This window comes from Shewanella amazonensis SB2B, assembly GCF_000015245.1.
In the GTDB taxonomy this organism is placed as follows: domain Bacteria; phylum Pseudomonadota; class Gammaproteobacteria; order Enterobacterales; family Shewanellaceae; genus Shewanella; species Shewanella amazonensis.
The window spans coordinates 2,985,260-3,012,031 of sequence record NC_008700.1 but is presented as its reverse complement, the minus strand read 5'-3'; the positions used below and the strand labels follow the sequence as shown (position 1 = coordinate 3,012,031).

Annotated in this window: 24 protein-coding genes; 20 read left to right on the top strand and 4 right to left on the bottom strand. The window is 53.0% G+C overall.

Features of this window, described 5'->3' with window-relative positions:
• Window positions 1-44 precede the first annotated feature (44 nt).
• The 11 genes from SAMA_RS13080 (at window position 45) to SAMA_RS13030 (ending at window position 15,129) form a co-directional block, all read left to right on the top strand.
• Window positions 45-662 (top strand): FKBP-type peptidyl-prolyl cis-trans isomerase, encoded by a 618-nt coding sequence (locus tag SAMA_RS13080; RefSeq protein WP_011760615.1) that lies wholly within the window; start codon window positions 45-47, stop codon window positions 660-662.
• A 53-nt stretch (window positions 663-715) separates the two neighbouring features.
• Window positions 716-1,528 (top strand): 4-hydroxy-tetrahydrodipicolinate reductase, encoded by an 813-nt coding sequence (gene dapB, locus SAMA_RS13075; RefSeq protein ID WP_011760614.1) that lies wholly within the window; start codon window positions 716-718, stop codon window positions 1,526-1,528.
• 180 nt (window positions 1,529-1,708) lie between these two features.
• A complete protein-coding gene (gene carA, locus SAMA_RS13070) occupies window positions 1,709-2,854 on the top strand; it encodes a glutamine-hydrolyzing carbamoyl-phosphate synthase small subunit (protein WP_011760613.1) in 1,146 nt (381 codons plus the stop codon).
• Window positions 2,855-2,878: 24 nt separating this feature from the next.
• The gene (carB, locus tag SAMA_RS13065) at window positions 2,879-6,109 is read left to right on the top strand and encodes a carbamoyl-phosphate synthase large subunit (protein ID WP_011760612.1); all 3,231 of its coding nucleotides are present in this window, start codon (window positions 2,879-2,881) and stop codon (window positions 6,107-6,109) included.
• A 434-nt stretch (window positions 6,110-6,543) separates the two neighbouring features.
• Complete coding sequence (locus SAMA_RS13060; RefSeq protein ID WP_011760611.1) at window positions 6,544-8,493, top strand: methyl-accepting chemotaxis protein; 1,950 nt, start codon at window positions 6,544-6,546, stop codon at window positions 8,491-8,493.
• A gap of 220 nt (window positions 8,494-8,713) precedes the next feature.
• Window positions 8,714-8,914: a hypothetical protein gene (locus SAMA_RS13055; protein ID WP_011760610.1), complete on the top strand. Its 201-nt coding sequence runs from the start codon at window positions 8,714-8,716 to the stop codon at window positions 8,912-8,914.
• A gap of 182 nt (window positions 8,915-9,096) precedes the next feature.
• On the top strand, window positions 9,097-9,591 hold the full coding sequence (locus tag SAMA_RS19185) for a hypothetical protein (RefSeq protein ID WP_157608333.1): 495 nt from the start codon (window positions 9,097-9,099) through the stop codon (window positions 9,589-9,591).
• 63 nt (window positions 9,592-9,654) lie between these two features.
• A complete protein-coding gene (gene secD, locus SAMA_RS13045; protein ID WP_011760608.1) occupies window positions 9,655-11,490 on the top strand; it encodes a protein translocase subunit SecD in 1,836 nt (611 codons plus the stop codon).
• A gap of 2 nt (window positions 11,491-11,492) precedes the next feature.
• The gene (gene secF, locus SAMA_RS13040; RefSeq protein ID WP_011760607.1) at window positions 11,493-12,398 is read left to right on the top strand and encodes a protein translocase subunit SecF; all 906 of its coding nucleotides are present in this window, start codon (window positions 11,493-11,495) and stop codon (window positions 12,396-12,398) included.
• Window positions 12,399-12,718: 320 nt separating this feature from the next.
• Complete coding sequence (locus tag SAMA_RS19770) at window positions 12,719-14,413, top strand: cryptochrome/photolyase family protein (RefSeq protein ID WP_041410425.1); 1,695 nt, start codon at window positions 12,719-12,721, stop codon at window positions 14,411-14,413.
• On the top strand, window positions 14,413-15,129 hold the full coding sequence (locus SAMA_RS13030; RefSeq protein ID WP_011760605.1) for an SDR family oxidoreductase: 717 nt from the start codon (window positions 14,413-14,415) through the stop codon (window positions 15,127-15,129). Before SAMA_RS19770 ends, SAMA_RS13030 begins: the two co-directional genes overlap by 1 nt.
• 47 nt (window positions 15,130-15,176) lie before the next feature.
• On the opposite strand, the gene SAMA_RS13025 is transcribed toward SAMA_RS13030, so the two are convergent.
• Window positions 15,177-15,668 carry a helix-turn-helix transcriptional regulator gene (locus SAMA_RS13025; protein ID WP_011760604.1) on the bottom strand — a complete coding sequence of 164 codons (492 nt, stop codon included), beginning with the start codon at window positions 15,666-15,668 and terminating at the stop codon, window positions 15,177-15,179.
• 146 nt (window positions 15,669-15,814) lie between these two features.
• On the opposite strand from SAMA_RS13025, the gene SAMA_RS13020 reads away from it, so the two are divergent.
• From SAMA_RS13020 to SAMA_RS13005, 4 genes are all read left to right on the top strand, one after another.
• Entirely contained in the window at window positions 15,815-16,459 is a 645-nt protein-coding gene (locus SAMA_RS13020) for a cytochrome b/b6 domain-containing protein (RefSeq protein WP_011760603.1), read from the top strand.
• Between the two features lie 122 nt (window positions 16,460-16,581).
• Window positions 16,582-16,881, top strand: a complete 300-nt coding sequence (locus SAMA_RS13015) for a hypothetical protein (RefSeq protein WP_157608332.1) — start codon at window positions 16,582-16,584, stop codon at window positions 16,879-16,881.
• A gap of 276 nt (window positions 16,882-17,157) precedes the next feature.
• Entirely contained in the window at window positions 17,158-17,403 is a 246-nt protein-coding gene (locus tag SAMA_RS13010) for a hypothetical protein (protein ID WP_157608331.1), read from the top strand.
• Between the two features lie 252 nt (window positions 17,404-17,655).
• Entirely contained in the window at window positions 17,656-18,030 is a 375-nt protein-coding gene (locus SAMA_RS13005) for a hypothetical protein (RefSeq protein WP_011760602.1), read from the top strand.
• A gap of 301 nt (window positions 18,031-18,331) precedes the next feature.
• Here SAMA_RS13005 and SAMA_RS13000 read toward each other — a convergent pair whose 3' ends face one another.
• Both SAMA_RS13000 and mutY read right to left on the bottom strand, forming a co-directional pair.
• Window positions 18,332-18,607 carry an oxidative damage protection protein gene (locus SAMA_RS13000; protein ID WP_011760601.1) on the bottom strand — a complete coding sequence of 92 codons (276 nt, stop codon included), beginning with the start codon at window positions 18,605-18,607 and terminating at the stop codon, window positions 18,332-18,334.
• Between the two features lie 3 nt (window positions 18,608-18,610).
• A complete protein-coding gene (gene mutY / locus SAMA_RS12995) occupies window positions 18,611-19,717 on the bottom strand; it encodes an A/G-specific adenine glycosylase (protein WP_011760600.1) in 1,107 nt (368 codons plus the stop codon).
• A 249-nt stretch (window positions 19,718-19,966) separates the two neighbouring features.
• Between mutY and trmB the strand changes: the two genes are divergently transcribed.
• The 5 genes from trmB (at window position 19,967) to SAMA_RS12970 (ending at window position 24,324) form a co-directional block, all read left to right on the top strand.
• A complete protein-coding gene (gene trmB, locus SAMA_RS12990; RefSeq protein ID WP_011760599.1) occupies window positions 19,967-20,683 on the top strand; it encodes a tRNA (guanosine(46)-N7)-methyltransferase TrmB in 717 nt (238 codons plus the stop codon).
• Between the two features lie 30 nt (window positions 20,684-20,713).
• Window positions 20,714-21,040: a YggL family protein gene (locus SAMA_RS12985; RefSeq protein WP_011760598.1), complete on the top strand. Its 327-nt coding sequence runs from the start codon at window positions 20,714-20,716 to the stop codon at window positions 21,038-21,040.
• A 3-nt stretch (window positions 21,041-21,043) separates the two neighbouring features.
• Window positions 21,044-21,958 carry a glutaminase B gene (gene glsB / locus SAMA_RS12980; protein ID WP_011760597.1) on the top strand — a complete coding sequence of 305 codons (915 nt, stop codon included), beginning with the start codon at window positions 21,044-21,046 and terminating at the stop codon, window positions 21,956-21,958.
• A 289-nt stretch (window positions 21,959-22,247) separates the two neighbouring features.
• Complete coding sequence (locus SAMA_RS12975) at window positions 22,248-23,060, top strand: YggN family protein (protein ID WP_011760596.1); 813 nt, start codon at window positions 22,248-22,250, stop codon at window positions 23,058-23,060.
• 322 nt (window positions 23,061-23,382) lie between these two features.
• A complete protein-coding gene (locus tag SAMA_RS12970; protein WP_011760595.1) occupies window positions 23,383-24,324 on the top strand; it encodes a LysR family transcriptional regulator in 942 nt (313 codons plus the stop codon).
• A 533-nt stretch (window positions 24,325-24,857) separates the two neighbouring features.
• Here SAMA_RS12970 and SAMA_RS12965 read toward each other — a convergent pair.
• Entirely contained in the window at window positions 24,858-26,735 is a 1,878-nt protein-coding gene (locus SAMA_RS12965) for a DUF885 domain-containing protein (protein WP_011760594.1), read from the bottom strand.
• Window positions 26,736-26,772: the final 37 nt, after the last annotated feature.

Genomic DNA, 26,772 nt, shown 5'->3' with positions numbered 1-26,772 from the left:
AATGCACGCCGATAATTTCATGTACGTTCAAGAGAAACCGAATTATGTCTGATAAATTCAGCACTGTTGAGCTGCAAGCGAGCTACGGCGTAGGCCGTCAGCTGGGCGAGCAGCTGGCTGCCAACTCCTTTGAAGGTCTGGATATTCCAGCCGTACAGGCCGGTTTGGCCGATGCATTCGATGGTAAAGAAAGCGCCGTTTCCATGCAGGATCTGCAAATCGCTTTCACTGAAATCAGCCGTCGCCTGCAAGCGGCACAGGAAGAAGCTGCCGAAGCTTCCATCGCCGAAGGCGAGCAGTTCCTGGCTGATAACGCCAAGCGTGACGGCGTGTTTGTGACCGAATCAGGTCTGCAGTACGAAATTCTGACTGAAGGCAATGGCGACAAGCCAACCTACGAGTCTACTGTACGCACTCACTACCATGGCTCTTTCATCAGCGGTGATGTGTTCGACAGCTCAGTTCTGCGCGGTCAGCCTGCCGAGTTCCCGGTTTCCGGCGTTATCGCAGGTTGGACCGAAGCACTGCAACTGATGAACGTTGGTGCCAAGTACAAGCTGTACGTGCCTTTCCACCTGGCCTATGGCGAGCGTGGTGCCGGTGCCTCTATCCCGCCTTACTCAACCCTGATCTTTGAGGTTGAGCTGCTGGATATCGTTTGATCTGAAACGCCTGAGCAATGCTCGGGCGTTTTTTTGCAATCAGGGAGCAAGAAATGACAGGACAAGTAAGGGTAGCCGTGATTGGCGCCAGCGGTCGTATGGGCCGTGCACTGCTTGAAGCTTGTGACAATCATGACGGCATCGTCCTTGGCGCCGCCATTGAGCGTGCCGGTTCGACCCTGGTTGGCGTCGACGCCGGTGAAATGGCTGGTATTGGTCACCTTGGTCTGGCGTTGGTCGATAATCTGGATGCGGTTGCCGATAAGTTTGATGTTCTTATCGACTTCACTTCACCGGAAGGCACTTTGGCCAATCTTGAATGGTGTGCCCGGCAGGGTAAGGCGATAGTCATCGGTACCACCGGCTTTAACCATGCGCAAAAAGAGCAGGTAGTGGCTTTTGCCGAAGAAACGCCCGTTGTCATGGCGCCCAACATGTCTGTGGGTGTAAACCTGATGTGGAAGCTGCTGGAACTGGCGGCCAAAGTCATGGGTGATTACACCGATATCGAAATCATCGAAGGGCACCACAGACACAAGAAGGATGCGCCGTCCGGTACCGCACTCAAGATGGGTGAAGTGATTGCCCAGGCTCTGGGGCGCGATCTGGAAAAAGTGGCCGTCTATGGCCGCGAAGGCATCACAGGTGAACGCGATCGCGAGACCATTGGTTTCGCCACCATACGTGCCGGCGATCTGGTGGGTGAGCACACCGCCATGTTTGCCGATATCGGTGAACGACTGGAAATCACCCATAAAGCATCCAGCCGTATGACCTTTGCCAACGGCGCCATGCGTGCCGCCAAATGGCTTGCTGAACAAAAACCTGGTCTTTACGACATGCAACAGGTGTTGGGACTTAATTGATCGAAAAAACCGCCGTTAGGCGGTTTTTTTTAGGTTGGTTGCCCCGAATGTATAGACGAAATGCAGGTTTTCCTATAAAATCATCGGAATTTGTCAAAATTTCGTGTTTTAACGGAAACTTGGTAATTTAATCTAAAAAAATCCACACATAACAATAACTTGGCTCTTTCGGAGGTCGCGTTGACAAAGTCTGCCTTACTCGTACTCGAAGATGGAACCCTGTTCTCAGGCACTGCAATCGGTGCTGATGGAATTGCTGTCGGAGAAGTCGTTTTTAACACTTCCATGACAGGCTATCAAGAGATATTGACGGATCCTTCTTATTCCCGCCAGATAGTCACACTGACTTATCCGCACATCGGTAATACAGGTACCAACGATGAAGACACTGAATCCAGTGCTGTTCATGCCTGTGGTCTCATCATTCGCGATCTTCCTTTAATCGCCAGCAGTTTCCGTTCCACCCAATCCTTAAGTGATTACCTCAAAGCCAACAACGTGGTAGGTATCGCCGATATCGACACCCGTAAGCTGACCCGTATTCTGCGTGAAAAGGGCGCTCAGGCCGGTTGTATTCTGGTGGGTGACCTGGACAGCGATAAGGCACTGGCTGCCGCCAAAGCCTTCCCTGGTTTGAAAGGCATGGATTTGGCGAAAGAAGTGACCACCGCCGAGCGCTACCAGTGGCGCAGTGGCAGCTGGCGTCTGGAAGGCGGTCTGCCTTCAGATACCCCAGAATCTGAACTCAAGTTCAAAGTGGTTGCCTACGATTACGGCGTTAAAACCAACATTCTGCGTATGCTGGTAGACCGTGGTTGTGACGTGACCGTGGTGCCTGCCAAAACTCCAGCCAGCGAAGTGCTGGCCATGAATCCTGACGGTGTGTTTCTGTCCAACGGCCCTGGTGACCCAGAGCCATGTGACTATGCCATTGCCGCGATTCAGGAAATTCTCACCACAGACATCCCGGTATTCGGTATCTGTTTGGGCCATCAGCTGCTCGGTCTCGCCAGCGGTGCCAAGACCCTGAAAATGAAGTTTGGCCACCATGGTGCCAACCACCCAGTGGGTGATGTTGAAAAGGGTACTGTGATGATCACCAGCCAGAACCACGGTTTTGCGGTTGATGAGGCTACACTGCCTGCCAACCTCAAGGTGACTCACAAGTCACTGTTCGATGGTTCTTTGCAGGGCATTCACCGCACCGACAAGCCTGCGTTCAGCTTCCAGGGTCACCCTGAAGCCAGCCCAGGTCCACACGACTGTGCCCCGCTGTTCGACCATTTCATCGAACTGATTGAAGAGTATCGCAAGAACGCCAAGTAAGCCGAGCTGGAGAAGATAGAAACAATGCCAAAACGTACCGACATAAAAAGTATTCTGATCCTGGGTGCTGGCCCCATCGTTATCGGCCAGGCCTGTGAATTCGACTACTCTGGCGCCCAGGCCTGTAAGGCCCTGCGCGAAGAAGGCTACCGTGTCATCCTGGTGAACTCCAACCCGGCCACCATCATGACTGACCCAGAAATGGCCGATGCCACATACATCGAGCCTATCCACTGGGAAGTGGTGCGCAACATCATCGCTAAAGAGCGTCCGGATGCCATTCTGCCCACCATGGGTGGTCAGACCGCACTGAACTGTGCTCTGGAGCTGGAAGCCAAAGGCGTTCTGAAGGAATTCAACGTTGAGATGATTGGCGCCACCGCCGATGCCATCGACAAGGCTGAAGACCGCGCCCGTTTCGACAAGGCCATGAAGAAGATTGGTCTGGAATGTCCACGCGCCGGTATCGCCCACAGCATGGAAGAGGCCTACGCGGTACTCGACCAGGTTGGCTTCCCCTGTATTATCCGTCCCTCCTTCACCATGGGTGGCTCGGGCGGCGGTATCGCTTACAACAAAGAAGAGTTCGAAGAAATCTGTTCTCAGGGTCTCGAACTGTCGCCTACCAACGAGCTGCTGATTGACGAGTCGCTCATCGGTTGGAAAGAGTACGAGATGGAAGTGGTCCGTGACCGCAACGACAACTGCATCATCGTCTGTTCCATCGAAAACTTTGACGCCATGGGCGTGCATACAGGTGACTCCATCACTGTGGCTCCTGCCCAGACCCTCACCGACAAGGAATACCAAATCATGCGTAACGCCTCCATGGCGGTACTGCGTGAAATCGGTGTGGAAACCGGCGGTTCCAACGTACAGTTTGGTATCAGCCCGACAACCGGCCGTATGGTGGTTATCGAGATGAACCCCCGTGTATCCCGCTCTTCAGCGCTGGCCTCTAAAGCAACCGGTTTCCCGATTGCCAAGGTTGCTGCCAAGCTGGCCGTGGGCTTCACCCTCGATGAGCTGATGAACGACATCACCGGCGGTCGCACCCCTGCGTCTTTCGAGCCATCCATCGACTACGTGGTGACCAAGGTGCCACGCTTTAATTTCGAAAAATTTGCCGGTGCCAACGACCGTCTGACCACTCAGATGAAGTCTGTGGGCGAAGTCATGGCCATCGGCCGTACCTTCCAGGAGTCGGTGCAAAAGGCCCTGCGTGGCCTCGAAGTGAGCCGCAACGGTTTTGACCCCATCGTAGATCTGAGCGATGCCGACGCGCTGCAAAAAATCCGTCACGAGCTGAAAGAGCCGGGCGCAGACCGTATCTGGTACATAGGCGATGCTTTCCGTGCCGGCCTGTCTGTGGAAGATATCTTCGCCCTGACCAACATCGACCGCTGGTTCCTGGTGCAGATTGAAGAAATCATCCAGCTTGAAGCCAAGGTGAAAGAGCTGGGCGTGACCGGTATCGATGAAGATTTCCTGCGCAAACTCAAGCGTAAGGGTTTCTCCGATGCGCGTATGAGTGCACTGCTTGGCATCAGCGAAGGTGAAATCCGCAAGCTGCGTGAACGCTTCAACGTGTTCCCGGTGTACAAGCGCGTGGATACCTGCGCCGCCGAATTTGCCACCGACACCGCTTACATGTACTCCACCTACGAGGAAGAGTGCGAAGCCAATCCGTCAGACAAAGACAAGATCATGGTACTGGGCGGTGGTCCAAACCGTATCGGTCAGGGTATCGAGTTCGACTACTGCTGTGTGCACGCCGCGCTGGCGCTGCGTGAAGACGGTTATGAAACCATCATGGTGAACTGCAACCCTGAAACCGTTTCTACCGACTACGACACCTCAGACCGTCTGTACTTCGAACCAGTGACTCTGGAAGACGTACTGGAAATCGTGCGCATCGAGAAGCCAAAGGGCGTTATCGTGCATTACGGTGGTCAGACGCCACTGAAACTGGCCCGCGCCCTGGAAGCCGCCGGTGTACCTATTATCGGTACCAGCCCGGATGCCATTGACCGCGCCGAAGACCGTGAGCGTTTCCAGCAGGCTATCAAACGCCTGAACATGAAGCAGCCGGAAAACGATACCGTGACCACAGTGGAAGGCGCTGTGATTGCCGCCGAGCGTATCGGTTACCCACTGGTGGTTCGTCCATCCTACGTACTGGGTGGCCGCGCCATGGAAATCGTGTATGACGAGCAGGATCTGCGCCGTTACTTCAACGAAGCGGTAAGCGTATCCAACGCTTCGCCAGTACTGCTGGACCGCTTCCTGGATGATGCCACCGAGGTGGATATCGATGCCGTGTGTGACGGTGAAACCGTGGTTATCGGCGCCATCATGGAGCACATCGAACAAGCCGGTGTTCACTCTGGTGACTCCGCCTGTTCTCTGCCTCCATACACCCTGTCCAAGGCGATTCAGGACCAGATGCGCGAGCAGGTCAGCAAGCTGGCGTTTGAGCTTGGCGTAGTGGGCCTGATGAACGTGCAGTTTGCGGTGAAGGATAACGAAATCTACATGATTGAAGTTAACCCACGCGCTGCCCGTACCGTGCCTTTCGTGTCCAAGGCAACCGGTGTGCCTCTGGCCAAGATTGCCGCCCGTGTGATGGCAGGTCAGAGCCTGAAGCAGCAGAACTTTACCAAGGAAGTGATCCCTCCTTTCTACTCTGTGAAAGAAGTGGTGCTGCCGTTCAACAAGTTCCCCGGCGTTGACCCGCTGCTCGGACCTGAAATGCGCTCTACCGGTGAGGTAATGGGGGTGGGCGACACCTTCGCTGAAGCCTATGCCAAGTCTGAACTGGGCTCTATCAAGGACGTGCCACGTTCTGGCCGCGCCCTGTTGTCTGTGCGTAACAGCGACAAGAACAAGGTGGCTGACCTTGCCGCCAAGCTCCTGGAACTGGGTTACGAGCTGGATGCTACCCACGGCACCGCGGTTATCCTCGGTGAAGCCGGTATCAACCCACGCCTGGTGAACAAGGTGCATGAAGGCCGTCCACACATTCTTGACCGCATCAAGAACGGTGAGTATGCCTACATAGTGAACACCACCGAAGGCCGTCAGGCCATCGAAGATTCACGCCAGTTGCGCCGCGCCGCGCTGCGTTACAAGGTGAACTACACCACCACATTGAACGCCGCCTTCGCCAACTGTATGGCTCACAACGCCGATGACCGTAACAAGGTTGCTTCGGTGCAAGAGCTGCACGAGCGCGTGAAGCAGTCTCAGGGCTGATAGCCAAGCTGTGACAATCCATTAAAAAGCCACCTCAGGGTGGCTTTTTTCTATTCAGTGGTCTGAGCTTTATTTAGGGCCTCAATGCCGTACTTCTCAAGTAAGGTCAGAGTGTCTGTTTTACACCTGCGGTGACGCGCTGACCACATATCTCCCCACAGCTTTTGTCACACAGAAGAGTGATGCCAGGCAGCTAAGTGGTGTTGCCGCAGAGGAATATCCGAGCGTGAATGACCGGGCATGAGTGTTTACGTATTTCATGATGTTGATTTTATTTTACATTTGGTAAACTATATTGAAATGAGGATTGACGGGATGTTGCGGTGCTGCGGCGGGCTTGGATGGTAAATTCTCTTTGTTGTTCAGTGCTTAACCAGTCCGGCTGTCAGGGAAAGATGTGCGGATTTTTATAACTCAAAAAATGGAGATCCCATATGTTTTCCAGCCTCCGGCTATCTCAGCAGCTCTATTATTCCTTTGGTGTTGTGATTGTTCTCTTATTGGTTGTCACAGTGGCCGGATATCGGGGATTGACTGAGGGTTTCAAAAACTTTACTGAATATCGGCTGCTGGCCAGTAGCTCAAATGCAGCCAGCGAAGCTGAAGCCACCTTGCTCCGAGCTCAAGTTGACGTGTTCAGATACCTTAACACGCCCGATAACACGACTTACCAGTCATTTCAGAAAAATATTGCTGAGCTTAATCAGGATATTAGCCATGCCAAGGAATTGGAGCTCGATGCCGGTCGAGATAGTCTTCTGGCGCAGGCTGATGGGTTGGTAAAAAACTATGCATCCACCTTTGAGGCCATAACAGGTGATTTTGCGGCTCGCAACCAGGTGGTGCGGGATTTGCTGGACCCAGCCGGGCTGAGCATGCGCGAAAACGTAACCGATGTGATTACCGCCATGTATCAGGAAGGGGACGCTGACGGCTTGTTTGTTGCAGCAAGGAGCCAGGAAAAACTGATGCTTGCCCGGCTTTTTGCTTCCAACTTTCTGATCTCCAACAGAGAAGAGGACTATAAGCGGGCGTTGCAGGAACTCTCTGCCCTCGACGGCACCATTAATGGCCTGAAAAGTGTTGAAAGTGCGACTGTCATTGCTGACAAGGTGGAAGGTATTGATACAGGACGGACTCAATATCGTGATGCGCTCAAAGCGGTTTACGGCATTATTCAAAATCAGAACGGGCGCATCGATGAGGGGCTGAATGTTATAGGTCCCAAAGTGGCAGCTGTACTCCAGGAATACAATAAAGCGATTGAGCAGCAGCAGGGTGAACTTGGGCTCTACGCCCAGCAGAAAAGTGAAAATGCCATCGATACGGTTGTGGTGGTCGCCATAGCAGCGATGCTGATGGCTATTTGGCTGGCCATTACTGTGGTGCGTGCTATTCGTCGGCCTGTGGGTGGCGAACCCAGAGAAATAGCATCCATTGCCCGTGAGATAGCCGGTGGAAACCTGGGGCAGAATTTCCTACGTGAGGGAAGTACAGGTATTTATGCGGCTATGGCGGAGATGAATGATAATCTGCGGCGTATCGTCAGCGAGCTTAACGATGCGTCCCGTACCCTGGGTGATTCCTCCAGTGGCATGCTTGGGGTAACCGAAGAGAGCCGGAAGAACTCTGAATCCCAAGCCGATCAGTTGGCGCACACGGCTTCGGCCATGCAGGAGATGACCCATACTGTAGATGACATTGCCAGAAACGCCCAGCGCGCGTCTGAAATGGCATCTGAGGCCGATCATCATGCCCAGGAAGGCATGGGCGTGGTGGAAGATACCCGCCGCAGCATCATGGTGCTGGTGGACAATATCACCGATGTCAGCGGCATTATCGAGAACCTGGAGAAAGAAACCGAAAACGTCGGTTCTATACTGGATGTTATCCGGGGTATTGCCGAGCAAACCAACCTGTTGGCGCTCAATGCAGCCATTGAGGCGGCCCGCGCTGGCGAACAGGGACGCGGCTTTGCGGTGGTGGCCGATGAGGTGCGGAATCTTGCCAGTCGAACCCAAAACAGCACCGAAGAAATTCAGGCCCTGATTGGCCGCTTGCAGGCCGAGTCCCGCCGTTCGGTTGAATCCATGCGGGTCAATGTAACGGAAGCCACTCAAACGTCAGAAAAGGCCAATAAGGCTATTGCTGCCCTCGGGGCGATTGCCGATTCAGTCATGGCAATTCGCGATATGAACCATCAGATTGCAGTGGCAGCAGAAGAGCAGGCAACCGTAGTGGGTACCATTAATGTGAGTGTGGAAGAAATAAGTGGACTGGCTCGGATGAATGCCGCAGGCAGTGAACAGGTACAAAATTCGGCCAATGGGATCAGCGAAATATCCAGTAAACTCAGTGGTATAGTCGGTCGATTCAAGCTCTGACTTCCCAAGCCCCGACATTGCATGGCTGGTCTGGCCTTTGCGGTATCGGGGCTTTTGTTATTGGCGTACTGAATTTGGCGTGCTATCAAAACACTGTTAATCACATCATATTGATTAGTCACTGGCCGCAGGTTTTGCTTGGACCAAAGCAGTTTCTGGAGGAGCGTCGGCCCCTATTAGCGGGTCCCACTGATTGGGATACCCAAGAAGAGGAATCGCCATGAGTCTGAGTAAACTTGCCGAAGCCAAGCATCTGCTTGAGCAGCCCATGACCCTTGGTAACTTGAAACGTTTTCAAGTGCTTTGCCAGGGAGCCGATGAGGAAACCGCTGCGGTGAGGGAATTGCGCGAGCCTCTTAAGGCGCGCCTTGCCGATGATGAAGATCTCTTTTTTACCGCGCTGGAGCAGGGGCTACTCTAGCCATTGAGTTGGGGACGTCTGCATCAGAACCTATTCAGGTGTGGGCTTGATTAATCCTACCTCGCCCCCATATCTAAGTCATGAGTGCTGTTCACGCTGTGTTTAAATGGATGTTTTTATGCCTGCTTCTGTCGCTGGGAGGCTGGGCATCATTTACGCACGCGCCGCAGGAGTCAGCGGGTGTGATTGACGCGCACTTGACCATTACCCTGACTCAGCCACTGTCGACTGGTGACTGTACGTCCACTGGCGACATGTCTGCCGATAGTCAATCACAGATGGGGGCTTCCATGAAGCTGCCCATGAGCATCAATAAGCACGCCTGGTCACTGGCTGATGCCGACAGCGGCGAGCCGATGTCAGGGGCTCTATCATCGGGCTTACAGCCATCGCCGCTGGATAATCATGTTGTCAATATTCCCCGTGGATACCGATGGCAGCTACTCTCGGCTCAGTGGCAGAGAGACTTTACCCCCGAATATGTGCTGGCGCTTGAGCTTCCCCTGCCCGAGGTGCCCGCTCTCTTACCCAGAACCGATATAGATTTCCCGCCTCAACTGGATTGGCCTTTGACCTATCATCGCGGCGCAAGCCTGCGTCCCGGTGGCTGGAAAGAGTCCAATCTACGTTTTCGTTTTCTCCAAAGCCGCGACCTTTCTCTTCCCGATATGGCCTGAGCGCCATCAGTGGTTCGCCCAACAGGGGCGGACCTTACCTGAGCTTTTCCGGAAGAGAATATTATGTTGACCGATCAACTGCTTCACCGCGGACGGCGTGGCAACGCCTCCAAAACCCTAAACCGTACTTCCCCCTGGCTGGCGCTGACCTTTTCGGTGGCGCTGATACTGCTGGCGCTGTCGGCACTGCCGAGCTTTTTTGGAGAAAGGGCGGCTCTGACTCTGGGTAAGGATGCCTGGATTGCACCAGAGCAGGCTGGGCAAATCCTAACCGAAGCCCATATCGGCGTAGCCGCCATCAGCGCCCGGGACAAGGGCATTCAGATCATCCTCAGCGATGAAAATCAGCAGATGGCGGCGCGCCAGTTATTGGCAGAAGCAGCCCAGAACCCTGCCGCTATTACGCTGTCCATGGTACCGGCGGCGCCCCCTTGGCTTAATCGATTGGGCCTGTCTCCCATCAAGCTGGGGCTGGACCTGCGCGGTGGGGTGCAATTTTTAATGCAGGTCGACACGGCGCCTGTATTCAAGGCACAGGGCGAAGCCCTGAAAGGGGCGATTCGCCAGGTAATAAGAGACAAGGGACTGAGGTCAGTTGCCGTGCTGAAAGATGAAAGCAGACTGACTGAAAATCCCGACGCCCTCAAGTTATCCGGCGCCACCCAAAGTCTTGCTGAACTCAGAGGCTGGCTGTTACTGAATTACCCACAGTGGCAGAGCGAGTCTGCCGACGGCGCGATACTGTTACGCCTGAAGGATACAGAGCGTGTGGCTCTGGTGTCGCAAACCCTTAAAGAAAATATCAGCATCATGCGTGGTCGTATTCAGGAGCTTGGGATCACTGAGGCTATCGTGCAGCGCCACGGAGAAAGCCGGATTCTGGTGGAGTTGCCCGGCGTGCAGGACCCGGTTGCAGCCAAACGGGTCATAGGTGCTACGGCAAGCTTATCGTTTCATGAGCTCAAAGAGGGGGGCACTGCGCTGCAAACGCCCTTTGGCGACGGTCGAGTGGGGCTTAATCCTGCGCCGGTTCTCGGCGGTGAGCACATAGTTGACGCCCGGTCTGGCAGTGATGAAATGGGGCGCCCTGCGGTGAATATTGTGCTGGATACCGAGGGTGGCAAACGCATGTCTGACTTTTCCCGCGGCCATATCGGTGAGCCCATGGCGACCCGTTACAGCGAGTACCGCGCCAGCGCCGAGGGCACGGTCAAAGACAGTCGGGTAATTTCAGTCGCTACCATTAATAGCCAACTGGGTAATCGTTTCTCCATTACCGGGCTTGGCAGCCATGAGGAGGCGCAGGAGCTCGCGATGCTGTTGCGGGCAGGTTCGATGACGGCCCCGGTCACCATTCAAAAGGAGCGCACCATAGGCCCAAGCCTTGGGGCCGAGAATATTCACAACGGCTTTGCTGCATTGGCGTTGGGTATGGGGGCAACTCTGCTGTTTATGGCGCTCTGGTATCGCCGCCTTGGCTGGGTGGCCAACGTGGCGCTGCTGGCCAATCTGGTGATGCTGCTTGGCCTGCTGGCGCTTATTCCCGGCGCAGTGCTCACCTTGCCGGGCATTGCGGGTTTGGTGCTTACCGTCGGCATGGCGGTGGATACCAACGTCCTGATTTTTGAGCGTATCCGCGACAAAATGAAGGAGGGCAGAAGCCTTGCTCTTGCCATAGACAAGGGCTTTGCCAGTGCCTTTGGCACCATAGTGGATGCCAACCTTACCACCATGATCACAGCTCTGGTGCTGTACGCCATCGGTAACGGGCCCATTCAGGGATTTGCTCTGACGCTGGGGCTTGGGCTTGTCACCTCAATGATCACAGGGATTTTTATGTCACGGCTCATCATTAATTGGGTTTATGGCCGTGATGAGCGTAAGGCTGTGAGGATTTAACCATGAAAACATTGAACTTTACTCGCTTCAGACACCTGATGACCCTGATTTCCGTCGTTGCCTTGCTGCTGTCGGTGCTGGCGATAAGCACCCGGGGCTTTAACCTCGGGCTGGATTTTACCGGCGGCGCCTTTGCTGAGGTTGCCATGGCAACCGATACCCGGATTGATGAGGTCGAAACCGCCCTGGCGCATCTTGGTGATGGCAGTATCTCAGTGGTTGCTACTGAGCCCGGGCGCTTTTTGATTCGCATGGGGGGCACCCTGGATGCCCACACCCTTGCCGACTTCAATCAATCTTTGCTGCAGCTTGACCCCACCATGCAGGTGCTGGACAGGGACTCTGTCTCGCCGCAGGTAGGACAGGAGCTGTTTGAGCAGGGTGGCCTTGCGCTGCTCATCGCCATGCTGTGTATCCTTGGCTATTTGTCGCTGCGCTTTGAGTGGCGCCTCGCGGCAGGTGCGCTTGTCGCACTGGTGCATGATGTGGTGCTGGTGCTTGGGGTATTTGCCCTGACGGGGATGGAATTCAATCTTACGGTACTGGCCGCAGTCCTGGCAGTGCTGGGATACTCCCTCAACGATTCCATCATCATTGCTGACCGGATACGCGAGCTTTTGCTGGCCAGGCCCAAGTCCAGGCTCACTGAGGTTAACGATGCGGCCATAGTGCAAACCTTCTCCCGCACCATGGTGACATCGGGCACCACGCTTATCACAGTCGGTGCTTTATGGCTCCTTGGCGGCGCACCGCTGGAGGGCTTTGCGGTGGCCATGTTTGTTGGGATAGTTACTGGCACCTTCTCATCAGTATCCGTGGGAACTGTATTGCCTGAGCTTTTGGGATTAAGTCCAGCACATTACCGCAAAACGCCAGAAAGCGAGCTTTTGGCTGAAAAAGCCAAGTAGCCATAGCGCTGCATTGCTGCTAAACGCCGGGTACTTCCCGGCGTTCATTTTTGTATACCTGGGCCGGCAATCACGTCGCCTTTGGCCCCAGTTGGCCATTCGGGATGTGTCATGGCTGAACTGTTGCAGATTTATAGCTTCAGATTTACCCCAGCCCTATTACGCTTTGTGATCGTTTTGCGCCGCAGTTTCGTAATCTAAGGCTACCGCCACGGCAACCGCTGCTTGTAACCCTGCATTGCAACCTGAGCTGGCAGCAACGCATTCAAAGCGATTGTAACCGTGGCTTTTTCCACCCAACTGCAATGAGCCAGAACCAGATGTCACTCCAAAGTCCCGAGGGCGATTTTCAGTTCCATACACTTCGATTACTCCTTGGCGATCAGCTCGGCAGCAACCACTCCTGGTTCAGTCAGCACGATGATGGTGTGCTCTATCTTATCGCCGAGCTGAAGCAGGAAAGCCGCTACGTTACCCACCATGTTCAAAAGGTGTGCGCCTTTTTCGCTGCCATGGCGGATTTTGCCAAAAGCCTTACGGCCTCGGGCCATCGGGTGCTGCACCTTACTCTGGACGACACCGCCGAATTTGCCAATCTGCCAGCTTTGCTTTGCCATGTTCTACAAATAACTGGCGCCAGGCGCTTTGAATATCAGCGTCCGGACGAGTATCGGCTGCTTTTGCAACTTGGCACCTTTGCTGTGCCCGGGGTGCAAGTTGAGATGGTGGACAGCGAGCACTTTTTACTGCCCTTTGATGAGATAAGTATGCTCTTTCCCAAAGGCAAACATATCCTGATGGAAAGCTTTTATCGGCGGATGCGAAAGCGTTTTGACATTCTGATGGATGGCGCCAGGCCAATGGGTGGCCAGTGGAACTTCGATGGCAGTAATCGCAATAAGTTAAAAGCGGCCGATATCAAAAACTTGCCGGAACCTTTGCTGTTTGCAAATGATATCAGTGAGATAGTTCTGCGCCTGCAGCGCCATGGCATCGTCACCATCGGTAATCTTGAGCCGCAAGCGACCCAGGCCATCACCAAGGGATGCAAGGCGTCATACGTCAGTGGTGACCTTTTTGATGCTATGCCTGACCTCGAACATGTTTCGAAAACGCCAATGAACAACCTGCTTTGGCCCATCAATCGAGAGCAGAGTCTGGCGCTGCTGGCCCATTTTTGCCGTCACTGCCTGCCGCTTTTTGGCCGCTTTCAGGATGCGATGACGGCAAACCACGCGTCTGCCTGGAGCCTATACCACAGCCGCTTGTCCTTTTCGATAAACAGCAAATTGCTGCACCCGGGCGAGGTGATAAAGGCGGCCATCAGCGCCTATGAGGCCAGTTGCATCGATGGAGCAAACGGTGATGTTGATATGGCGCAGGTCGAAGGCTTTGTACGGCAAATTCTTGGCTGGCGGGAATATGTGCGCGGCGTCTATTGGGCCAATATGCCGGACTATGGAATGCTTAACGCCCTGGGCGCTGAAAACCGGCTGCCGCACTATTTCTGGAGTGGCGATACCCGCATGAACTGTATGCGCCACGCCATAGGGCAGTCGCTGGATTATGCCTATGCCCATCATATTCAAAGGCTTATGATCACCGGCAATTTTTGCCTGCTCACCGACATCGACCCGAAGCAAGTAGATGACTGGTACCTTGGCATCTATGTGGATGCTATCGAGTGGGTCGAAATGCCCAACACCCGGGGCATGGCGCTGTTTGCCGATGGTGGCATTGTGGGCACCAAGCCCTATGCCGCCAGCGGCGCCTATATCAACAAGATGAGTGACTACTGCGAGGGCTGCCATTACGACATCAAGGCGAAAAGCGGCGCGCTTTCGTGCCCCTTTAACAGCCTGTATTGGCGCTTTATAAATAAACATGCCGAGCGCCTTGGGGCCAATCATCGGCTGGGGATGATTTTCTCAAGTTGGTACAAAATGCCAGAGTCGCAGCGCACAGCGATTCTCGCTACTGCCGAGCAGTATATTGTCGATTTGGAGCGGCTGTGATGAAGATTCTGATTGTGGGTGGCAGCGGCGGCATTGGCAGCGCCATGGTCAAAGACGCGTTGGCAAGGTTTCAGGATGCGGAGGTTCACGCCACTTTTTGTACCGATAGTACCCACACCGGCTGTAGCCACTTTTCCGGTGTTAAATGGCACAGGCTCGATGTTACCGATGAGGCCGGGATTAAGGCATTAAGCGAAAGCTTTGAGAGTCTGGACTGGCTTATTAACTGCGTGGGCATGTTGCACTCCGGCAGCAAGGGGCCGGAAAAATCCCTTTCGCAGTTTGATGGGGAGTTTTTCCTGCACAATATGACCTTGAATACCTTGCCCACCTTGCTGCTCGCCAAACACTTCAGCGCCAGGTTGAAATCCAGCGTCTCGCCGCGACTGGCGGTGCTTTCTGCCCGGGTTGGCAGTATCAGTGATAACCGCCTGGGTGGCTGGTACAGCTACCGTGCATCCAAAGCGGCACTCAATATGCTGATTAAAACCCTGGCTGTGGAGTGGCAACGCAGCCTGAAAGGGGGCGTGGTGTTGGCCCTCCATCCCGGCACTACCAAGACCCGCTTATCTGAGCCGTTTCAGGCCAATGTGCCTGGGGACAAGCTGTTTTTACCTGAGCGGGTAGCAGCGGATTTAATGGATATTATTGCCAGGGCAGAAGTTTGTGACAGTGGCAGTTTCCTCGCTTATGACGGCGCAACAATACCTTGGTAAAACGAAGGCGCTGCCTTGGTGAACCGCACAGCGCACAGGCTTCAGGGTCAGAGGAAGTCTTCAATAAACCAGGCTGCAAATCCGTGTCTGCCGACAACGCCAGCTTTTTTATAGATGGAAGATGCCTGTTGGCGAATGGTTTTTTCAGCGGTGCCCCTCAGCAGGGCAATCTCTTTTAACGACAATCCTTTAAGCAGCAGCATGCCCACTTCTTTTTCGCTGGGCGACAGCTCCCAGGCTTCAAACTGAACGGCCATGACATCAGCGAGACGATGACGGGCTTCGAGCAGCGCCGCATCCGCGGGCAGAGCCTGATTACGGGCGTCCAGTAATTCCTGGGTCAATTCCTGTATCTGGCGCTTCTGGCGTTTGTAGTTCAGTGAAAACCAGCTTAGCAGCAGGGTCGCGAGGCCTAAAACAATGGCTTCCTCAATCAGGTGCATCATGGATGCTCCCTGGCGCAGGTCCATATAAATATCGCTGCCGCTGGCAATAATTACGAGTAACAGCACGACTAGGGTAATAGTGTCCCGGTTCAAGGGGCCTCCGGATTTAATCAGAAAAACGGCTATGGGGCATATGTCCTAACACCATGTGTTTCAGGCGTTTGCCCACTTCTTCATAGCCTTGCACGCCCCATAATAGGCCTAAACCGGCGTAAGGCCAATCGATGGGGATGAAAGAGATGAATGGCAAAGTATATGTTTGGGACTGGGTGGTCCGGGGTTTTCACTGGCTCTTGGTTGCCGCCTTTCTTACCAGTTACCTCAGTGGGGATGAATGGGAAAGCCTGCATGTGTACAGCGGCTACCTGATAGTGACGCTGCTGCTGGTGCGTATTCTGTGGGGATTTATCGGCAGCAAGCATGCCAGATTCAGCGACTTTGTGCGCTCACCGGCTGCTGCCATTGCGTACCTTAAGGGATTGGCTGCCGGAAAGATAACCCATTACCGTGGCCATAATCCCGCTGGTGGACTGATGGTGATAGCACTTTTATTAAGCATTGCCATGACAGGATTTTCCGGGCTTAAAACCTACGGTTTTGAAGGCAAGGGGCCGCTTGCCGTGGTTAGTCAGACTCAGGCTGGTTCTCTGTCAGCCTCGGCGGTGGAGACTGGCTTCGACAAAGATGGCGACCATGACAAAGAGCATGGTGACAAGCATCAAAAAGAAAACCCGGATGAAGAATTCTGGGAAGAAATTCATGAGTTTTTTGCCAACTTTACCGTCTTGCTGGTACTGCTGCACATAGCCGGTGTGATCGTATCCTCCCGCGTGCACAGGGAAGATCTGGTCGGGGCCATGATCACAGGTTACAAGGAAGAGTAAGAGCGAATCGGGATTCTTGGTAAAGAAAGTGATCTATGGAAGGTTTTGGCTTGCCAGTTTTTGACCCGGGTATACCTATCGATTAGCTTTGAGGCAGGCGACAAGGATACAGAGTCTATTAAATGCAAAGGTTCCCCATGGCGGTTCACAGGTTGAACAGATGGATGATGATCCTGGCCATATGGAGCTTTGCCTGCCAGGTTTCTTCTGCGCCAATCACTGCACGCATGGCGAGCTTTTCAGACAAGTCCCATGCGTTTTTTTATGAACTGCTGACCGAGTCCTTTAGGCTGCGGGGCGATGAACTGCAGATTATCAGTGCTGTCGATGTGCCCCAGACCCGAATCAATCTGATGTTGGAGTCAGGCAAGCTGGATATGCATTGGTTTTTGCCGAGCGAGGCGAGGAGACCTCCGTCTTAACCAGGTTCCAATTGGCTTGACCAATGGATTGATTGGCAATCGAATTTTGTTTATTCCCCCGGGGCAGCAGTGGGTTTATGACAGGGTGAAAAACCTTGAGGATTTCCGTGCACTGAATAAAGTCGCGGCTTTGGATTAGGGTGGTTTGACGCTTCGGTGTGGCGCCATAATCAGTTACCAGTGACTGATCGCAACGGTGACTGGCGGGTACTCTACAAACAGGTGGCGAAAGGCAACCGTGGAGTTGACTATTTCAGAAGGGGAGTCATTGAAATTGTGACTGAAGCGCCTAACCACCCTGAGTTGCAGGTCGAACGGCAGCTTGTGTTGATTTATGATCGCGATTTTGTGTTTTACTTAAGCCCGCAATCTGCTCTGCTGGCCCCTGTGACTGAAGCGTTAACCTTGGCCCGGGATACGGGTTTAATTGAGAGGCTTATCCGGAAGCATTATGCAGAGGCTTTTGACCTGTATCGGCTTAATGACAGGGTTCGAATCAAGCTTGATACGCCCGTGGATTAAGAATGCTCTCAACAAGCCGTGTGCGTTTTCGCACTGACTGGCAATTCACTTATATCCTGCGTAATCAATTCCTTTCAGCAATGTCGTTGCACTGCTGTGAAAAGAGTCGTCGGGTCAGGCTGTTTATCCGCAAAAACAGCCCGGGGCCTTTGCTTTCTAACCGGTACAGATTCGCCAGCAAACTGGCGAATCTACTACTTCAGGCCTAACTTTAATCTGCTTTAACAGGAGCTGATATAAATGGAGGTCAAAATGAAAATGGCAAAAATAATTGGCGTATCGGCGGCGATGATTTTCGGATTGTCCACCACCGCTGTGCTGGCCGAAGATTTTGATACCGAGGACTTTCCTTTGGTATTTCTTGAGATAAACACCACCAGTGCAGATAAGTATTTGCAGTACCATGGTAAGGCTCTCACCAAGATATCCTCGGGTGTTTACGAGGAGTACCGCTGGGGCGGTGCTTCCTGCGGCAGTCGGGTGTTGAATGACGAGCAGGTTGCTGTGCTGCAAAGAGCCTTGGATAACCCGAATGTGAAAGTGGCATTCAGGTATCAGCCTGGCCAGGGAGAATTTACCAAGTGTGTGGTTGGTTTCTCTTTGGTGCGTAAAGGCTATACGGAGTAGCAATCAAACAGGCGAGCCCCGTTGTATGGGGCCGTTAAGCCGACGGCTGGACAGCTTTGTTTTCGACCGTTTCTATCTCACCAAACCTTTTTCCGCTCTGCGTTCTCCCTACTAAGCCTCTAATCAAGCGGTCTTAACTTACACGGTCGATATTGTCTTTGGTTCGTTTTTGGCAAAGCACAAAATCAAAATAACGTTCAGCTCGCTATCGCAGATAACTAAAAGGCCCGCGAGGGGCCTTATTCGAGTGACACCATAGCGGTGATGGCATCATGAAGGATGTTAGCGATTTATCCTTGCATCATTCAGGTTTCGGTGGAACGTAACCTTCAATCTGCACATCCTTGCCTTCGAACAGGAATAGCTGCATTTGCTCTTCGAGCAGTTTGCGATGGTCCATGTTCATCATGTTCAATTTTTTCTCATTGATAAGCATGGTCTGCTTTTTCTGCCACTCGCCCCAGGCTTCTTTGCTGATGGTGTCGAAAATGCGCTTGCCGAGCTCGCCGGGATAGAGCTGGAAATCCAGACCTTCGGCTTCTTTACCCAAATACACACACTGAACGGTACGGGCCATGTTTTACTCCTTGTGGGCGGCAGCGCTGCCGCCGGATTCTTGCTTAAGTTCGCTTACAAGGCTTGCCAGAATTCGCTCGGTGGCGGCGGCAAGCCCAAGATTTTCGCCTTGGAGGAGGTTATACCAGAGACTCAGGTTATCTTCCATGATAAGCGCCTCTGTCTGTGTGCTGCCAAGGCGCAGTTTGACCGGCTGAATATCCAGATGGAAGTGGCTGAATGTGTGACGAAAGCCATCCAGCAGGGTGAGATTTTCTGCATCTAAGCCATTGGCTTCGACAAAGGCATGGAGCGCTTGCTTGCTATCAAATTGGGGGAAGCACCAGAGGCCGCCCCAGATGCCACTGGGTGGCCGCTTGATAAGCTTGACGGTGTTTGCTTGCTGCAGAATCAGCATCCAGCCTTCCCGGGCGGGAATGGTCTTTTTGGGCTTTTTACCGGGGAACTCACCCTGACGGCCGGCAAGCTGCGCCTTGCAGTCGATGGCAACGGGGCACTCACCACACTTGGGGCGGCTGCGGGTGCAGATATTGGCACCCATATCCATCATGGCCTGATTGTACTTTTGTATGTCTTCTTTGGGGGTTAGCGCTTCGGTGAGTTGCCACAGGGCGGTATCGACCCGTTTCTCGCCGGGCCAGCCTTCGATGGCGCCGTGTCGCGCCAGCACTCTTTTTACATTGCCATCGAGAATAGGATGATGCTGCCCTAAAGATAATGACAACACGGCACCTGCCGTGGAGCGGCCAATGCCGGGCAGTGCCAGCACGGCATCGAACTCGGTTGGGAACTCGCCGCCGTGCTCGTCGCGGATGAGCTGTGCGGCCTTGTGCAGGTTGCGGGCACGGGCATAGTAGCCAAGGCCGGTCCAGTGGTGCAGCACTTCATCTTCATGGGCGTTGGCAAGGTCGTTCACCGTGGGGAAGCTTGCCATAAAGCGCTCGAAGTAGGGGATAACGGTAGCCACCTGGGTTTGCTGCAGCATGATTTCCGACACCCATACCTTATAAGGCGTCTTGTTTTGCTGCCATGGCAGGCTCTTGCGGCCGTGTTTGTCGTACCACAGGACGATACGCTTTCCAAAAGGAATGCGGGCTGTTTGCTCGGACATTGAGAGAGTGAACCAATCTGACACTGATGGCTCGGCAGTGTAGCCGTGAGTGATGGCGGTCACAAGGGTTGGTGCCAAGTTGCGCCATGACGCTGGCAGCTTGGGCCACGACTGGTATACTTTTTCAGCTTCGGGGCTTGCGCTCAAAGAATAACTTTGGATAATGCCCCTTCTTTTTGATTTGTCTGTTTTTAGAAGCCTGCTTTTTGCGCCTGCGCGCAGCACAGTGGCGGGCCATGCGAGGCGAGAATGAGTGAAGTAACCACCGCAGAATTTAACGAGGATGGCGTTTATCTTCGCAAGGTACGCAGCTTTGTTCTGCGTGAAGGACGTCTTACTACCGGGCAGGCCAAGGCGCTGGAAAGCTTCTGGCCAACCATGGGTCTCGACTACAGTCCACAGGCGATTAATTTTACTGAAGTATTTGGCCGCGAAGCTGATACAGTGCTTGAAATCGGCTTTGGTATGGGTGCCTCTCTGGTTGAAATGGCTGCCAATGCTCCTGAACTCAACTTTATTGGTGTTGAGGTGCACAAGCCAGGTGTGGGCGCCTGTTTGGGGGAGGCCGGTAACGCCGGGATCTCCAATCTGCGGGTTTACCACCATGATGCGGTGGAAGTGCTGGAAAACGCCATTCCCGATAGCTCATTGGCGCGGGTGCAGCTGTTTTTCCCTGACCCATGGCACAAGAAGCGCCACCACAAGCGCCGCATCGTGCAGCCTGAGTTTGTTGAGCTTTTACGCCGCAAACTTAAGATTGGTGGTGTGTTCCATATGGCCACCGACTGGGAAAACTACGCCGAGCATATGCTTGAGGTGATGAGCGCTGCTCCGGGTTACCAGAATCAGTCTGATACTCAAACTTATGTGCCACGCCCGGACCATCGTCCACTGACCAAGTTTGAAAACCGTGGTCAGCGCCTCGGTCACGGTGTGTGGGACCTGATGTTTGAGCGTGTTGAATAATTTTATCCATCCATGAAAGAGGAAATAACCATGGCCAAAAACCGTAGCCGTCGTCTTCGTAAAAAGCTGCGTGTGGACGAGTTTCAGGAACTGGGTTTCGATGTACGCTGGGTGTTTGATGACAGTGTTGCTGAGGCTGAAATTGATGCCCTGGTGGATAAGTTTATCGACGAAGTGATTGAGCCTCGCAAACTGGGCTTCCACGGTGGTGGTCACAAGGATTGGGAAGGTATCATTGCCACCCAGTCACTGGGCAAGTGCACCGATGAAGACCGCGCCGCTGTGAAGGCATTCCTTGAAGGCCAGAAAGTGGCCAAAGTGGAAGTATCCGACCTGTACGATCTGTGGTGGGATTAATCCATGCTTGAGCAGGCTCTGCTTGACGACCTGGTCGCCAAAGTTAGACCCTTGCTTGGGCAGGGCAAGGTGGCGGATTACATTCCGGCCCTTGCCCGGGTCTCCCCCTATAAGTTGGGCATTGCGGTAACCACCATTGATGGTACCACCCTGGGGGCGGGCGATTGGCAAGAAGCCTTTTCCATTCAAAGTATTTCCAAAGTATTCAGCCTTACCGGCGCAATGATGCTCTATGAAGAGCGTGAGATTTGGTCGCGGGTAGGTAAAGAGCCGTCAGGTCACTCTTTTAACTCGCTGGTTCAGGTTGAACTTGAGCGGGGCATTCCACGTAATCCCTTTATCAACGCCGGCGCTCTGGTGATAGCCGATTTGTTGCAAAGCCGCTTGGGTGCGCCCAAACAGCGGATGCTGGAAATAGTGCGTATGCTGAGCCAGAACCACAAAGTCTGTTATGACAAGGTGGTGGCCGACTCTGAATACCAGCACAGCGCCCGTAATGCTGCCATCGCCTTTTTGATGAAGTCTTTCGGCAACTTCCATAACGATGTGGACAAGGTGCTCCGAAGCTATTTCCATTACTGCTCACTCTCCATGAGCTGTGCCGATCTCTCCCGCGCCATGGTGTATCTGGCCAACCAGGGCGTTAGCCTGGATGGCAATGAGGTGGTATCGCCCACCCAAACCCGGCGCCTGAATGCGCTGCTTGCCACATCAGGGCTCTATGATGGGGCAGGGGAGTTTGCCTACCGCGTGGGTATGCCGGGTAAAAGCGGTGTGGGTGGCGGAATTATTGCGGTGATCCCCGGCGACATGTCGGTATGTGTGTGGTCGCCGGCCCTCGATGCCAGTGGTAACAGCTTGGCGGGTACCCGTCTGCTTGAGCTGTTGGCACAGGAACTTGGCCGTTCAATCTTCTGATCGTGCTGTCTTTTTAATTTGCTCTACCCCCGTGGCCTTTCTGATTTGAGGAAGGCCATTTCCTTATTTCGGCAACTTATCTGCCGCATTTTCAATCTTGGCTAACATCAATTGGTGAAAAGCTTCACTTTTTGGTGATATCTCTCACTTTCCTGCCTGGTGTTCTCCAGATAAAGCGCCCACCATATCCAGTAATGGATGTTATGTTGTTTTAAATTAATGACTTAATAAAGTTGGCACATCCTTCGCTATATCAAAAAATATAAATCAAGACGCAAGGATAGATGCGATGAAAACCAAAAACCTTATCACCGGTGTAGCCCTGGCCACTCTGATTGGCGTGACTGTAGCTGTTCCTGCGAAAGCGCAGGGGATCAGTACCGACAACTGTGACGTTAACCTCAACTACGACATTTCTGTCGAGCCGAAAAAGCTGGTGCTGAGCCAGAAGGGTGATGAGTTTTATCGCTTCGAGCCGGGCAAACTCTTTGTGGACGGAAAGGAAGTCAAGCTCAATGCCGAGCAGCGTGCCCTTGTGGACAACTATGCCGACTCACTGGCAAACCAGGTGCCTGAATTTGTAGCCTTGGTAACCGATGCCATCACCCTCGCCAGCACAGCAGTAAATACAGCCCTCACTCCGCTGCTGGGCGATGAGACCAGCGCCCGCGTGGCAGAGCTGATGGACAATGTGAATGAGCGACTCGGTGAAGTCATGCACAAAGATGGCGACAGCTACTACGTGGGCGTGACCGACGGCTCTATCGATGAAGTGTTCGACAAGGAGTTCGAGCGTGAAATTGAAAATCTGGTGCAGGACTCTGTTGGCACTCTGATGATTAAACTCGGTACCGAAATCCTGTCGTCCGAAGGTGATAGCTTTGAAGCCAAGATGGATGCCTTTGGCAAGAAAATGGAAGCCATGGGCGAACAGATTGAGCGTGAAATGGAAAGTCAGTCAAAGACCCTTGAAGCGCGCGCCACCAAAGTATGTGACCAGTTTGAAACCTTACTGGCACTGGAGTCTGAACTTCGCACCAAGGTGCCTGCACTGTCAGAACTTGAGATTTCTGACCGTAAAGAAGCTCAGCTTCGCGAGTAAGTTACACCCGGGCTTGCCCTTGACTCTCTCAAGGTAACCCATGCGATACCCAATTTGACATCCCTTTGGTTCTTCCTTGAACGTTTGGCCCCATCCCTGGGGCCCTTTTTTTGCCGTTTAATGACCAGCCACATTAAGCCGAAACTGGAGACTCGGCGGCGATTTTTGTTATACTGCTAAAAAATAACAAAAAACCAGACTCAAACTGGCTTCCTGACTCTACCCTAACGTGCTTTTTTGGTATATCTGATTGATTATCATTGGTTTGTCCCGTTTTCCTCCCTTGGCGAGGACAGGCTGAACTTAGCTTAAGGCCACCTTCATGTTAGAACTGTTAGAACCCATTGCTATTTTTACCCATGTAGCCAGAGCCGGCAGTTTCAGCGCCGCGGCAAGAAAACTCGGGATTTCCAAATCCAAGGTGAGTACCCAGGTGGCCGATTTGGAACATAAACTGGGGGTTCAGCTTATTCAGCGTACTACCCGCAGTTTGAGCCTGACCGAGGCCGGACATCTGCTGTATGTACAGGGTGAAGAGTTGCTGCGCGATGCCGATCAGGCAGTCGCCAGCGTTCATAACCTCAATGATGCTACCCGTGGGGTCTTGAAAGTCGGTATCTCCCAATCCTTCGGTACCATGCACATTATTCCGGCCTTGCCTGAGTTTATGGCAAGACACCCAGAGCTTGAGCTGCAGGTGAGTCTGCTGGACCACAAAGTGGATGTGGTTAGCGAAGGCCTGGATCTGTTGCTGACCATGTCTGAGCAATTGCCTCTTGGTATGGTTGCCAGACCTTTAATGAAGTGTCAGTTCCTGCTGGTGGCCTCTCCCGAGTACATTGCCCGCCATGGTGAGCCAAGCCGCCCCGAGCAGTTGGTTGATCATAATTGTCTCGTGTATCACGGTGAGTGGCATGAACACAGTGTATGGCAATTCAAACGTGGCGATGATTACTGTGAAATAGGCGTTTCGGGTAATTTCCGGGTAGACAATGCACCGGCGCTCAAGTCGGCAGCTGTCAGCGGGCTCGGCGTTGTGTATCTCGCCAGTTATCTGATGGAAGATGAAATCAACAAGGGCACCCTGGTGCCTCTGCTGCGTGATTGGCAGCTGACCCATCACCTGCCATTGCAGGCAGTTTATCCCCGCCGTAAACATCTGGCACCCAAGGTAAGTTCATTCATCGACTTCATAAAAAATCACATAGGTACACCGCCATACTGGGATGCGCCTTATCAGTCACTGTATGACGAACGGCGATAATTTTAAAATTCATTGTTCGCAATAATAGATAATAGTGTGACCTCGGTATTTTATTGTGAATTATTTGGTTAATAATCAATAATTTGAGTATTCCCTAAAGCCGGCTTTCAGAGCCGGTTTTTTAGTATTCGCTTAAGCACTTTTTCTAAGCTTGCTTGAAGTCTGTTCTTAAATTCATACAATGGTCATCAATTGGATTGAGATGATCTGAGTCCGTGTTGACGGGGGAAATGACCCCTTCCGCTGTTGATGCGCAGGTCCGCGAAGAGCAAGTCTCAAGACAATGCCGGCAGAGTTTATTATTAAAACCGGTCCGGCCTTGAAACCATCATCCTAGTTTTTTGGTTTACCCCGGACTCAGTACCGGGGTGATTTTTTTGGATGAAACAAAATTTCGGATGCCCTGTACCCTACATAAACCGCCATTAAATTAACAAGTGCGGTGTATAGGCAGCCAATTGGGGAAAGCCCCAAGAAAAAAAGCCACAACCCTGAGGTTGTGGCTTTTTTTCGTTCCTTTATTTTTCAGTGCATTACAGCTTGGCGGCTTGCTGTTTGCTGTCTTTTACCCATTCCTGCACCTTGGTCTCGAGTACATCCAATGGTAGTGGGCCATTTTTCAGCAGTAGAGTATGGAATTCGCGGATATCAAACGCGTCTCCCAGAGACTTCTGGGCATAGGCACGCAGATCTAAAATTCGATTCATACCCACCTTGTAGGCCGTTGCCTGCGAAGGCATCACGATATGACGTTCAACCATTTTGACGGCATCTGACTCGGCGTTGGGTGTGTTTTCTTTGTAATAGGCAATGCCCTGTTCGCGGGTCCATTTCTTGGCGTGAATACCTGTGTCCACCACCAAACGGCAGGCGCGCCAGAGCTCCATGGCCAGGCGGCCGAAGTTGGAGTAAGGGTCTTGGTACAGGCCCATTTCCCGAGGGAAGAACTCTGTGTATAGGCCCCAACCCTCAACATAGGCAGTATATCTGCCAAAGCGACGGAATTTGGGAATGCCTTCCAGCTCCTGGGCGATGGCGATTTGCATATGGTGACCGGGTAATCCTTCATGGTATGCCAGTGCTTCCATCTGGTACTTGGGCATGGCCTTCATGCTGTACAGGTTGGCGTAGTATGTGCCCGGGCGACTGCCATCCGGGGCTGGCTGGTCGTAGAATGCCTTTCCGGCACTTTTTTCCCGGAATGATTCAACGGGTTTTACTATCAGGCCAGCTTTGGGTTTGATGGCAAAGACCTCATCAAGGCGGGCAGACATATTGTCAATCAATGCCTTGGCATCGTTGATATAGGCAGCTTTCCCATCGTCAGTATCGGGGTAGTAAAACTGCTCGTCGTTACGCATAAAGATAAAGAAGTCATTCAGGCTGCCTTTGAAGCCCACTTCTTTCATGATGTCGCGCATTTCGTTATGAATGCGGGCCACTTCCTTCAAGCCGAGCTCATGGATGGCGATGGCATCCATATCGGTGGTGGTGGTGCGCTTAAGGGCATTGTTGTAGAAGTCGTTACCATCTGGCAGTTTCCAAACTCCATCTCGGGTATCGGCTTTTTGTTCCAGAGTGTTCAGGTAAACAATCAGGTCATCGTAAGCTGGTTTTACCGCATTGTTCAGGGCCAGTTTAGCTTCGCTGAAGAGGTTCTCCTTGGTGGTGGCATCCAAATTCAGAGCGTCGACTTTCCGTTTGAAGTCAGCCCACAGGGTGCTGTCTTCACCTTCTTCAAAGGGCTCGCCTTTGATGATATTACGGCTGTCGTTAATCACGAGGGGGAACACAAACCTGGGCGCAATGATGCCTTTGGCTGCTCTCAATTCCAGAGCGTCTTTAAGCTCACTGAAACGCTTGGGTACGGCATTGAGACGGCTGATATAGGCCTTGGCGTCATCCAGGTTATCAACCGTGTGCTGGTTGATAAGAATGGAGGCTGTGAGCGAGTGGACGCCATACATTTGATTGACCGGGTAGTTGTGCAGTCGCCATTTGTAGTCGGCAATCTCATTTTCCAGGCTTTGCAGCGCCAACGCCAAGCTGAGTGCCGTTTGAGAATCCAGGGCATTGGCATCGATAGCTCTGAGCTCAGCCAGATGGCGTTTGGCTCTCTCCAATTCGCGGGCATCTGCCGCTTCACTGATTTCATCCCACTTGCCATAGTCTTCGCCCTTGATGCCCATCAGGGTTTGACTGATAGGGCTTGCCATGACGTTTTCCATAAACTGGGTCTCGAACAGGGCATTGGCTTTGGCAGATTCGCTGGTCACTTGCTGCGCTGTGCCTTGCTGAGCTGTGCCCTGTGTCTCGGCCTGTGCGGTAAAACTGGAGGCTGAGCCCAGCGCAAGCAACAGACTGGCGGCGATGAGAGAGATTTTATTTTTTTTGTTATACGTATTTGGCATGACTTGGCTTCCTCGTGTTAATGGGAACATCCTAAAG